We start from the raw sequence: 12,399 nt of genomic DNA, 5'->3' as shown, positions 1-12,399 counted from the left end.
GCTATATAAACACGCACAAATGGGCAAACCGTTTTCACTGATTTTACTTTTTTTCGCAATCATTTCTACTTTCGACTCCTATGGTCAGAGAAAAAACCTGCAAGCAAAATCAATTTCCGAAAACATTTCCATTGACGGTAAACTTAATGAGGCCATTTGGAATACTGCTCCGGTCGCTACCGATTTTTTAATGCTCGAACCCGATAACGGAAGGCCAATAAGTCCAAACAAAAAAACGGATGTTCGCATATTATATAACAATGACGCCATTTATGTAGCCGCCACACTCTATGACGATGAACCCAAAAAAATACTAAAAGAGCTAACCCAAAGAGACAATTTTGGAACAGCAGACCATTTTGGAATTTTCATCAACGGATTTAATGACGGCCAACAGGATTTCCGCTTTTTTGTAAGTTCATCGGGCGTGCAGATGGACTGTCTTGCGACTGAAGGCGGTGAAGATTATAGCTGGGATGCCATTTGGGACAGCGAAGTTTCCATTACAGAATATGGCTGGGTCGTTGAGATGAAAATTCCATATGCGGCACTGCGTTTTTCTAATGATGAAAAACAGACATGGGGTCTTAACTTCTACAGGGAAATAAAAAGAGACCGCCAGAAATATACTTGGAATCTGATTGATATGAAAATTGGAGCCGCGCTTCCTCAAACCGGCCAACTGGAAGGTATTGAAAATATAAAACCGCCCACGAGACTCTTTTTTATACCCTATTCTTCTTTCTATGTAGAAAACAATAAGGAAGGAACAGATAATAAATTTAAGGCCGGAATGGACATCAAATATGGCATCAACGATTCTTTCACATTAGACGCGATTCTGGTTCCTGATTTTGGACAGACAAAATATGATAATGTCGTATTGAATTTAGGACCTTTTGAACAGCAGTTCAATGAAAACCGCCCTTTTTTTACGGAAGGAACTGACCTCTTTAACAAAGGAAACTTATTATATTCCCGCAGAATTGGAGGTAGCCCCTCCACGTACCTGTATTCTTCAGATGAAAATGTTATTGCCAGTAATCCATCTACTGTCAACCTCATTAATGCCATAAAAATTTCAGGAAGAACCTCTTCAGGACTCGGAATTGGCGTACTGAATGCTGTTACTGAAAAAACATACGGAACTTTAAGAAACACACAAACCAATGAAACCAACAGAGTGGTCGTAGAACCACTTACCAACTATAATATTTTGGTTTTAGACCAGAGATTTAACCAGAATTCATCTGTAGCACTCGTAAACACTAACGTAACCCGCAATGGTGAATTTCGTGATGCAAATGTTTCTGCTTTGGTTTATGACCTGAACACTAAAAACAACAAATTCAATCTCACGGGAGATTTTAAATACAGCTATATCAACGAATATGGCGATAATGACAATCTGAATGGCATCAATACCGCCATACAAATTGGAAAAAAAGGAGGAAAATGGAGATATAATACCGGAGCTACATATGTTTCCAAAGAGTATGACGCCAACGACCTCGGCATCACTTTTATTAATAATTTCCATTCGGGTTATGTCAACCTGGGCTATAGAATTTTGAATCCAAATTCCGTTTTCAATACTTTTAAGATTAACACAAATTATTACGCCGAATTCCAAAATACTACGGGCCGCCTGCAAAAAGGTGAAATAAATATTGACTTTACTTCAACAAGCATAAAAAATGATTATTATGCCATTTCTGTCTATATCAGCCCACTGGAAACGTATGATTTTTATGAGGCACGTGTTAACGAACGCTTTGTGAATCTTCCTAAAAATGTTTATTCTTCATTTTATTTCTCCTCCAATTACAACAGGAAATTTGCCCTTGATTTCAACCCTTACTTTACCGTAACAAGTGAAAAAAACCGTGTTTCCTATGGTTTAAAAATAGCACCCAGATATCGATTTAGCGACAAACTGCTTATGAATTATATGATTGAGGCTTACAACCAGAATAGTGACAGAGGATGGGTGGCTTTTGATGGTGATGCTATTATTTTTGCCGAACGCGACCGCAGGACATTGACTAACGAATTGGGTTTAAAATATTCAATGAATCCAAAAATGACTTTAAATCTGGCGGCCCGCCATTATTGGTCATATGCAGAAAATAACCAATATTTAACACTTCAAAACGACGGTAGCTTAACATCAAATAGTACTTTTACAGTAAATAAAAATTCGAATTTCAGCACCTGGAATTTTGACCTTTCCTATTCATGGTGGTTTGCTCCAGGAAGCCAGATTTCGGTACTTTACAGAAACAATGCTACTGATAGCAGAACAGAGATTGACAGGAGACTCGGAAACAATTTTAAAAACCTTTTCAACAACAACCTGAACAACATCCTTTCAATCAGCGTCAGATATTTTATTGACTACAATTCGATTAAAAACAAGTTTTAGATGAACAAAAAAGTAATCCTAATGATATTGGATGGATGGGGCAAATCTCCTGATCCAAAAGTTTCTGCAATAGACAATGCAAATACACCTTTCATTGACAGCCTGTATACAAAATATGCCAACGCTCAACTAAGAACAGACGGCCTTAATGTTGGCCTTCCGGAAGGTCAGATGGGTAATTCTGAAGTAGGACACATGAATTTAGGTGCCGGCAGGATTATCTACCAGGATTTGGCCAAAATTAATCTGGCCGTCCAACATAAAACCCTGCAACAGGAAAAAGCATTGATTGATGCTTTTCATTATGCCAAACAGAACAATAAAAAAGTTCACCTTTTGGGATTAGTATCAGACGGAGGAGTGCATTCCCATATTGACCATGTAAAAGGCCTGATTGACGCAACCCAGGACTTCGGACTTGAAAATGTATATGTCCACGCTTTTACTGATGGTAGAGATGTTGACCCGAAATCAGGAATATTTTTTATTTCGGCACTGGAGAAGCATATGGAAAACACTTCCGCAAAACTGGCCTCTATCGTTGGGCGCTATTATGCAATGGACCGCGACAAACGTTGGGAAAGAGTAAAAAAAGCCTATGATTTGCTGGTAAACGGAGTAGGAATTCATTCTCAAAACGCGGTTAGCAGTCTGCATGACAGCTATGAAAAAAACATAACCGATGAATTTATCGAGCCTATTGTTATGGTTGATGAGAATAACAATCCTATCGCAACCCTACAAAATGATGATGTGGTCATTTTCTTTAATTTCAGAACCGACCGAGGCAGGCAACTAACAGAAGTGCTCACACAGTTTGATTGCCATGAACAGAACATGCACAAACTCAATCTGTACTATGTGACAATGACAAATTATGACGATAGTTTTGTTGGGATACATGTAATTTATGATAAAGAAAACATCACCGAAACGCTGGGTGAAATTTTAGAAAAAAACCATAAAAAACAAATCCGTATAGCCGAAACTGAAAAATACCCACACGTGACCTTTTTCTTCTCCGGCGGCAGGGAGTTACCTTTTGTAGGCGAAACCCGAATTTTGAAAAATTCTCCAAAAGTGGCCACCTATGACCTGAAACCTGAGATGAGCGCTTATGAATTGGCAGACGCGCTAGTTCCTGAACTCGAAAAAGAAGAAGTTGATTTTGTGTGCCTTAATTTCGCGAACGGCGACATGGTTGGCCATACCGGCGTTATGGAAGCCGCTATCAAAGCATGTGAAGCGGTAGACAAATGCGCTGAAAAGGTCATCACAACTGCTTTAGCACACAATTATACAACAATTGTCATTGCAGACCACGGAAATTGCGAGACGATGATTAACCCGGATGGTTCACCTAATACTGCTCATACTACAAATCCCGTTCCGATTATCCTGGTTGACAAAGATTTAAAACACATAAACAATGGTATTCTGGGCGACATTGCTCCTACCATTCTGGACTTGATGGGCATTCAAAAACCTGAGGTCATGACCCAGCATTCACTGCTATAAAACAAGCTTTTTATAAAATAAAAGGGAATTCTATTTTTTAAGTGGAATTCCCTGTTTTTATTACAATCTATTTGTTAATTAACAGATAGACAGAAGAATATTGTTATGATTTATAAAAAAATAAAAATAAACTGATTATTTTCGCGTTGAAAACAATTAAATTTCACACGTTGTTTCTTTCCAAAGCATGAAATCATTGAACAGACTTTTACTTATTATTCTTTTTCTAACAGCAGAAATGGCCTACTCCCAGGGCGGTGCTCCATCATGTGCCGAATTACAGGCTAATTTTGAGCGTTATCAATCCTGTGCAACCAGTATTCCTTTTACTAATTCAACCAACAATACCAGTGGCGAAACTTTTACCACAACTTGTATACGACAGAATTTTAGAGGACCTACGTGGTTTTTCATGAAAATAAAGACGAGCGGAGATATCTTTTTGCAAATTTCACAAGTTAATAATGCAGGTGCTTCCACTGATGTTGATTTTGTATTATGGGGTCCCTTTTCAGAGATGAGAGATATTTGCAGTCAATTAAACATTTCTAAAGAAGTAGATTGCAGTTGGTTACCAGATGGCATAGAAAATGTGGCAATACCTAACGCTAATGCCGGAGAAATATACATTCTCTTAGTCGACAATTATTCCAATTCTCGAGGTCAAATTACAATTACACAGACCGGAGGCGCTGGAAGTTCCGATTGCAGCTTTCTTTCCTCAGTCAAAATAAAAGACAATACCGGAAACGATATTACACAATTAAATTACTGCAAACCTGACACGAAAGACCTTGTTGCTACAATTGATGTTACCGATTTTCCAGGAAACACAAGCGATTTAAGATTTAACTATAAATGGTATAAAGACGGAATATTGCTTACAACAATTGCAAATTCACTTTCCAACACCAATACACTCACCGTTTCTGATAGCGGACTTTATAAGGTCGAAACCACAGCATATGACAGTACGGATCCGACGGTCAATCAGAACGACCTTCAGGTAAGCGATGCTGAAATTGACCTGAAATTCTTTACAGCCCCAAACATGACGTTGCAAAATACAAATACGCAATGTTTGGCCAGTAATCCGGTTCTACAAACCATTGACAACAACACAATAGTACAGACATATACTTACGAATGGTTTCGGGGTGGGATTTCGATACCGGGAGCAACCGGTTCTACTTTCACGCCAACCCTGCCTGGAAATTATTTTGTAAGGATTTCAAATCCGGGTTGTGCCCCATTTGACTCAAATATTATTGCTATATATGAATCTCCTCAGGTTACTATAACAGACAATCAGACAATTTGTGAGAATGACACCTATCAAATAACTTCTACCATCGCTAATGCTGCCAATCTTACCAATGTAACTTATCAATGGTATAAGGATGGGAATTTAATTCCGGGAGCGACATCAAGTTCTTATATTGTTTCTCTAGCAGGTCAAAATGCGGGTACAACGTCATCTTATGTTGTGGAAGCAACAGAACAGGGACTATGCACCACAACATCAAACCCGGTAGCTATTACACTTAACGCAAAGCCTCTTTTGAGCACGCCTGTAGCCTTGCAACAGTGTGATTATATTTCACCAAACAATGACGGGTTTGCCACTATAAATCTTACGCAGGCCTATAACGCCCTGACAAATGGTGATTCGGCACTTGTCTTAAGCTATTTTTTAGATGCAGGATTAACCCAGCAGATAACCACACCTAATTCCTTTACCAATACAGTTGCTTTCTCACAGAACATTTATGTTACTGCCATAAATCCGTCACATATTCCAATTTGTACTTCAAATGTGGCAATAATCAATCTTTCTGTTAATCCAACCAGTGTTGCGACTTATACAGACATGGCACCTGTTTGCCCGGAATTGAATGCTAATTACGGATTCGTTGATTTCAACTCAAAAAGGGCTGCCATAAAAGCATCCTCTTTCCCTACAACTACTGTAGACATTGCTTTTTACATTAATGAAACGGACGCATCAGTAGAAGAAAACGCATTAACCAATACCTCTCAGATACCTGTCGGGATTTCAACAATTTATACACGAATAGAAACCAATAATAATTGTGCCGGAATAGGAACTTTTAAAGTTCAGGTATATGCCGGCCCGGCACAGAATGCAATTACTCCAATCAATGCCTGTCAAACTGAAACCATTATTCTGGCGAATAAAGACAGCGAAATATTGGCCAGCCAAACTCCAACCGTGAGCGTTAGTTATTTTAATACGTTTGATAATGCACGTACCAATACGGCTGCCATAAACAAAAATACCGCCCTGCCTCTCACTGTAGGAACTAAAGCAATTTTTGTACGACAGTTCGATATGGCCACACAATGTGTTTCGGTAGTGAGTTTCGATATCAATGTGTTTGCAAATCCGACCATCACTACTCCTGACCCGATTACGATTTGCGGCAGCAATACCGCTGATTTTAATCTTGACAGCAGAATTCCTCAAATTACTTCCGGAAACACAAATTACAGGGTTTTCTTTTACGAAACTCCTGCCGATTTAGCTGCCGACACGCCTATTACTGCTACGAATCCTTACAATTCGGTTTCAAAAACAATCTCAGTTAAAGTTGTCGACCCAACCGGAAATAACTGTTTCTCAACAACAACTCTTCGATTAAACGTTGTAGGAAGTCCGGGCAGCACAACCAATCCGGATATTATCCAGGCTTGTGATGACAGCGGATTCTATCCGTTTAATCTTACCCAAAGGCAGTCCCAGATGGCTGGAACAACTCCTTTGAATACGATTCAGTTCAGATATTACATTCGTGAACAGGATGCATTAAGCAATTCCAACAATGCGATTCCTGCTCCTGAGAATTTCACCAATACTGTTGCCGACTATCAAAAAATATATGTACGTCTGAACAGCACCGTAAATATTGGAAGCGAAAACGGGGAAGCTTGTTTCAGAATACTCGAATTGGAATTGTTTGTAAGGCCATTCCCGGCCAATAATATACAAGAGTATCCTTATAGAATATGCAAGGACATCTACAATAATGTAGTTACTCCGGCATTTATAGATACGCAATTATCTGAAACCGATTACGATTTTGAATGGTATACCGGTCATGATGCGGTTGCTTCCAACCGAATCTCTTCTGAAACAGGAAGTACCTTCACTACCTCAGTACAGGGAGATTATTCCGTTAAGATAATAAACACAACGAATACGGCTCTTTGCGCCCAAATTATCAATTTTACGGCCAAAAACTCGCTGATTCCTTTTTCAATAACAGGTGACCCTTCAGAACAAATTACCTTTGAGTCTGACAGCAAAGTTACCGCAATTGTTACACCACAATCACCCGATTTCCAATACATGATTGATGATAACGGGTGGCAGGACAGTAATGTATTCCATAATATTAAAGAAGGAATTCATCTCTTAAAAGTGAGAAACAGATACGGCTGCGGCGAAATCAGCACCCGCATTGTAATAGTCGATTATCCAAGATATTTTACTCCAAACGGTGACGGATTTAACGACACGTGGAATATTGGCGGAAGAACGTCATTAGACATTTCAAACGTCTACATTTTTGACCGCTACGGAAAAATCCTGACCGACCTACGTCAAAACGGCTTTGGATGGGATGGTACTTTTAATGGTCGCCCAATGCCTTCAGACGATTACTGGTTCAAAATCATTTATCAAAAAGACGGGGTAAAAAAGGAATTCAAAAGCCACTTCACTTTAAAACGATAAAATACACAAACTGCCTCAAGGGCAGTTTTTTATTTGCTCCGGTTTCTAATCAAATAAAAATAGTATTTTTGCAAACTGATAAAATTCCAATTTATGATTATCCAAAAAACCAGAGAAGAAATTGAGTTGATGCGCGAAAGTGCTCTTTTGGTTTCAAAGACACTAGGCATGATTGCAAAAGAAATCAAGCCAGGAGTCACAACCTTGCACCTTGATAAACTAGCGGAAGAATTTATTCGTGACCATGATGCTGTTCCTGGCTTTTTAGGATTGTATGGCTGTCCTTCTTCAATTTTAACCAGCGTTAATGACCAGGTTGTTCATGGCTTGCCTACTAACCGCCCGATAGAAGAAGGTGATGTTGTTTCTGTAGATTGCGGTGTTTTAAAAAATGAATTTTATGGTGACCATGCCTATACTTTTGAAATTGGAGAAGTAGCTCCGGAAACCAAAAAACTGTTACAAGTGACCAAAGAATCGCTGTATGTTGGAATACGCGAATTTAAAATTGGAAACCGTGTAGAAGACGTAGGAAATGCCATTCAGAAATATACAGAAGCACATGGTTATGGCGTAGTTCGCGAATTGGTTGGACACGGTCTGGGCAGAAAGATGCATGAAGACCCGGAAATGCCTAACTACGGGAAACGCGGTCGCGGAAAGCTGTTTGTTGAAGGAATGGTAGTCGCTATCGAACCGATGATTAATCTGGGAACTAAAAATATCAAGCAATTGAAAGACGGCTGGACAATTGTTACTGCCGACAGAAAACCAAGCGCCCATTTTGAGCATGATGTAGCATTAATTGACGGAAAGCCTGAACTGCTTTCTACATTTGCCTATATATATGATGCTTTGGGAATAAAAAGCGACGAAGAAAACGAATTCAGAAGACAGCCTTTGGTGATTTCCTAATGAAAAAAATTTTCAGATTCGTCTTAAATACTATCCCGAGGCCGGTATTAATCCGCCTGAGTTATGTCATTCGCCCAGTTCTTGCTTTTACCTTAAAAGGAAAAAAATATACGGACCCGATTGATGGAAAAAGCTTCAGGAAATTCCTGCCTTATGGTTATGGTACGCAACGCAACAATGTGCTTTCTCCAAGTACTTTATCATTGGAAAGACACAGGCTCCTTTGGCTCTATCTGAAAAACGAAACCGATTTTTTCACCGCACCTAAGAAAGTATTGCATTTTGCTCCGGAACAGGCATTTTACAAAATCTTCAGAAACCAAAAGAATCTGGACTATACAACAACCGATTTACTGTCGCCTTTGGCCGATGTAAAAGCGGACATCTGCAATTTGCCTTTTGAAGACAATTCATATGATGTAATTCTTTGCAATCACGTTTTGGAACACATTCCTGACGACACCAAAGCAATGCAGGAATTATTCAGGGTGCTGAAGCCCGGAGGAATGGGGATTTTCCAGATTCCGCAGGATTTGAAAAGGGCAACTACATTTGAAGACGATTCCATCACCGATCAAAAAGAACGTGCGAGAATTTTTGGCCAGTATGACCACGTACGTGTTTATGGAAGAGACTATTTTGACAAATTAAGAAGTATCGGATTTACTGTAAACGAAGAAGATTATACCAAAAAGATAGGTCCGGAACTGGTAGAAAAATACTGTCTGGCTCCCGGAGAAATAATTCCCGTGTGTTACAAATAACAATAACCGAATACCATAAAAAAGCCTGATGGAAATCCATCAGGCTTTTGCTTAATCCAATCAAGATTTAGCTTTTTTCAGGCATTAATATACCCACAACCTTATCTTTTGTAAGATACTTTTTCGCTACATCCTGAATGTCTTTTGCAGTGATTGCATTCACCTTCTCTTCTACTTTCAAGATGTCTTCCGGATTGGTTCCGTTAACATAAGAGCGGTTAAAATTAGACAGCCAATACCTGTTTTCCTTAATATCCTTTTTATAATCCAACAGTTCAGCCTCCTTGAATTTCGTTACATCGGCAGGCAGTGGCCCGTTATCAATTATTTTCTGTAATTCTCTTAACGCAGAAGCCGTAAGTTTTTCAGCATTATCAGGTCCGCATGGGAAGTTAATTGAGAAATTATAAGAACCATTCGGAACTTTACTCATGCTTCCTCTGGCACTGATTCCATATACGCCACTTTCATTCTCTCTCAATTCTTCAACCAATTTAATAGAAAGCACTTCACCCAGCGCCTGCATTGCCAAAGCTTCTTTTGGGCTGTATTCAGCGTCTCCATAATACATTATTGTAACTGTACTCTTTGGATCTGTACCTTTATTTACAATTTTCTTATGCTCGCCTTTAAGCATTCTGTAACCAACATCAACGGCCTTTTCTTTCTTGTCATTTGATGGCAAAGCAGCCAGATATTTTGCAGAATACTCCTCAATCTTTTTATCATCTATATTACCCACAAAGAAAAACTCGAAATCTGCAGCATTTGCAAAACGCTCTTTGTATTTGTTATAAGCCAATTGGTAATCTGTAGTTTCCCATGCTTTTTCGTCCGGTATCATACCAAAGAATCTTGGGTTGTCTTTAAGCAGGTATCCGTATAATTCCTGTTGGAAATAGAAACCTGGCTGTGATGCCATGTTTTTGAAAAATGCAGATTGCTTTTGCTTATAACCTTCAAAGGCATCTTTGTCATAATTCAAATCTGTAATATAAGCCACAGTCATCTGGAACAGATATTCCAAATCTTTTGGCGTAGCACTTCCTCTAAGTCCTTCGGTTGTATTTCCAATATATGGATTTACGTTTGCTACTTTTCCAGACATAAATTTATTGATGTCATTCTCTTTCAATCCGGAAAAACCTGCCTGAGTCAATCCACCATTTGCAAATTGTGTTTTCTTCAACTCGTCAACCGAATACAGGTTTGTTCCTCCAAAGCTAACAGCATCCATCAAAACCTCATCATTTTTGAAATCGGTTTTCTTGTAGGTTACTTTTGCACCATTGGAAAGGAATAGTGTCGTTGTTCCGATTTTGTCGTTTTTCTCTTTTTTGACAATGGTTCCCGGCTTCAGCTCTTTTCTCAAAAGGCTCGATGCCACTTCAGAATCTGCATATGGAGTAATCTCGGCTGTATTCACTTTTAATGCTCCCAATACTTCCTGTTCTGTCGGTTTTTTCAACCCGTCTTTTTCCGGACCTGTCAAAATCACAACCCTGTTATCTTCTTTAACATAGTCTTTAATCAAACTGTTTACATCCTTCAATTCGATAGCAGGCAATAGTTTTTTAGTCGCATTGTAAGTCCATTCAATACCCGGAACCGGCTCTTTTTGCAAGAAATGTGATTGATATTCTCCCACAAATCTTCGGGATTCTGTTTTGTCCCTGTCGTTATAATCAGATTCGATATTCGCCAGGATTTCTGATTTGGCACGTTCCAATTCACCTTGTGTGAAACCAAACTTTTTAACTCTCTCGTTTTCTGTAACTAAAACTTTTAAGGCATCTACCTGTTTGTCTTCCTGCGACATTGCGAAAGACTGGTAAGCCTCTTTGGTTCTTGCCCATGTTCCGCCATGATAGGAATATCCATAAGTAAATGGAGGTGTAGGTGAATTGGTTAGTTCGTTTAACCTGTTGTTAATCATAGTAGAATACAAACCTTCTACAAGCGATTTTCTAAAGTCATTAACAGTTACGACCTGCTTTGCATTTTCATAATCTTTATAAATCAACTGTACCTGAGCAGCAGAAGCTTCTTTGTCGCTTTCAACCGCTACAAAAGTTTCTTTGTGATTTGGCACATCAAAAATCTTTCTTGGTTTTTCGTTTTTAGGATTCTTGTAGGCCGCAAAATGATCTTTGATTTTCTTTTCCATTGCAGCCACATCAATATCTCCCACCACAATAACGCTCATCAAATTAGGACGGTACCAATCTTTGTAGAAATTGATTAGTTTGTCATATTTGAAGTTCTCAAGGATTTCTTTTTTACCAATTGGAAGACGTTCTGCATAATGCGATTTGTACATCATTTTTGGCATATAGCGCCCCATCATTCTTTTACCGGCTCCAAGTCCAATACGGTACTCTTCCAAAACCACTCCTCTTTCCTTGTCAATCTCTTCCGGTGTCAGAACAGCATTGAAAGCCCAGTCTTCCAGAATCTGGAAACCTTTCTCCAGTTTTTCCGGGTCATCAGAAGGAATTGGAAGGAAATAAACAGTCTCATCAAAACTGGTGTAAGCATTCAAGTGCTGACCAAACTTAACACCTATGCTTTGCAAATAATCTACCAGTTTGTTTTTCGGGAAACGTTTGGTTCCGTTAAAACACATATGTTCCATAAAATGCGCAAGACCTTGCTGGTCGTCGTTTTCAAGAATAGAACCTGCATTGATGACAAGTCTTAAATCTACCTTGTTTTCCGGTTTTGCATTTCTCTTAATGTAATAGGTCAATCCGTTTTCTAATTTTCCTGTCTTCACAGAGGGGTCAAACGGAATTGGACCATCGCCTTTAAGTTCCTGTGCAAAAATTGACACTGGAAAGGCCAACAGAAGCACGAATAGTTTGCTGTAATGTTTCATTAGGTTTGTTATTTATTTGAGTTATAAAACTAAAATTATAACTAGAAACCCACCTATTTATTGTAAAATATTTAACACATTTTATACAATATCTGTTATTTTAGGGTTATTTTTATTTGTTTTTCTACTTCTCAGAAATTTG

The 12,399-nt window shown here is 38.8% G+C and carries 6 protein-coding genes; 5 read left to right on the top strand and 1 reads right to left on the bottom strand.

Annotated features, from left to right (window positions below; genetic code table 11):
* Positions 1-19 precede the first annotated feature (19 nt).
* The 5 genes from BGO88_RS08560 (at position 20) to BGO88_RS08540 (ending at position 9,379) form a co-directional block, all read left to right on the top strand.
* Entirely contained in the window at positions 20-2,425 is a 2,406-nt protein-coding gene (locus BGO88_RS08560) for a DUF5916 domain-containing protein (RefSeq protein ID WP_286706606.1), read from the top strand.
* On the top strand, positions 2,426-3,943 hold the full coding sequence (gpmI, locus tag BGO88_RS08555; protein WP_056068247.1) for a 2,3-bisphosphoglycerate-independent phosphoglycerate mutase: 1,518 nt from the start codon (positions 2,426-2,428) through the stop codon (positions 3,941-3,943).
* Positions 3,944-4,130: 187 nt separating this feature from the next.
* Positions 4,131-7,700: a T9SS type B sorting domain-containing protein gene (locus BGO88_RS08550; RefSeq protein WP_286706605.1), complete on the top strand. Its 3,570-nt coding sequence runs from the start codon at positions 4,131-4,133 to the stop codon at positions 7,698-7,700.
* Between the two features lie 93 nt (positions 7,701-7,793).
* Positions 7,794-8,615, top strand: a complete 822-nt coding sequence (map, locus tag BGO88_RS08545; RefSeq protein ID WP_056068244.1) for a type I methionyl aminopeptidase — start codon at positions 7,794-7,796, stop codon at positions 8,613-8,615.
* Complete coding sequence (locus BGO88_RS08540; protein WP_286706604.1) at positions 8,615-9,379, top strand: class I SAM-dependent methyltransferase; 765 nt, start codon at positions 8,615-8,617, stop codon at positions 9,377-9,379. The genes map and BGO88_RS08540 overlap by 1 nt, the downstream gene beginning before the upstream one ends.
* Before the next feature lie 67 nt (positions 9,380-9,446).
* Here the strand turns inward: BGO88_RS08540 and BGO88_RS08535 are convergent, their stop codons facing one another.
* A complete protein-coding gene (locus tag BGO88_RS08535) occupies positions 9,447-12,257 on the bottom strand; it encodes a M16 family metallopeptidase (RefSeq protein ID WP_286706603.1) in 2,811 nt (936 codons plus the stop codon).
* Positions 12,258-12,399: the final 142 nt, after the last annotated feature.

Source organism: Flavobacterium sp. 38-13, assembly GCF_001899155.1.
In the GTDB taxonomy this organism is placed as follows: domain Bacteria; phylum Bacteroidota; class Bacteroidia; order Flavobacteriales; family Flavobacteriaceae; genus Flavobacterium; species Flavobacterium lindanitolerans.
Note: the sequence above shows the minus strand (reverse complement) of the source record. Positions and strands in the feature narration are given on the sequence as shown.

Excerpts from the sequence above, each read along its gene's own strand:
- BGO88_RS08560 (WP_286706606.1), top strand. The coding sequence starts at position 20 with ATGGGCAAACCGTTTTCACTGATTTTACTTTTTTTCGCAATCATTTCT.
- gpmI (WP_056068247.1), top strand. The coding sequence starts at position 2,426 with ATGAACAAAAAAGTAATCCTAATGATATTGGATGGATGGGGCAAATCT.
- map (WP_056068244.1), top strand. The coding sequence starts at position 7,794 with ATGATTATCCAAAAAACCAGAGAAGAAATTGAGTTGATGCGCGAAAGT.
- BGO88_RS08540 (WP_286706604.1), top strand. The coding sequence starts at position 8,615 with ATGAAAAAAATTTTCAGATTCGTCTTAAATACTATCCCGAGGCCGGTA.
- BGO88_RS08535 (WP_286706603.1), bottom strand. The coding sequence starts at position 12,257 with ATGAAACATTACAGCAAACTATTCGTGCTTCTGTTGGCCTTTCCAGTG.
- BGO88_RS08550 (WP_286706605.1), top strand. The coding sequence starts at position 4,131 with ATGAAATCATTGAACAGACTTTTACTTATTATTCTTTTTCTAACAGCA.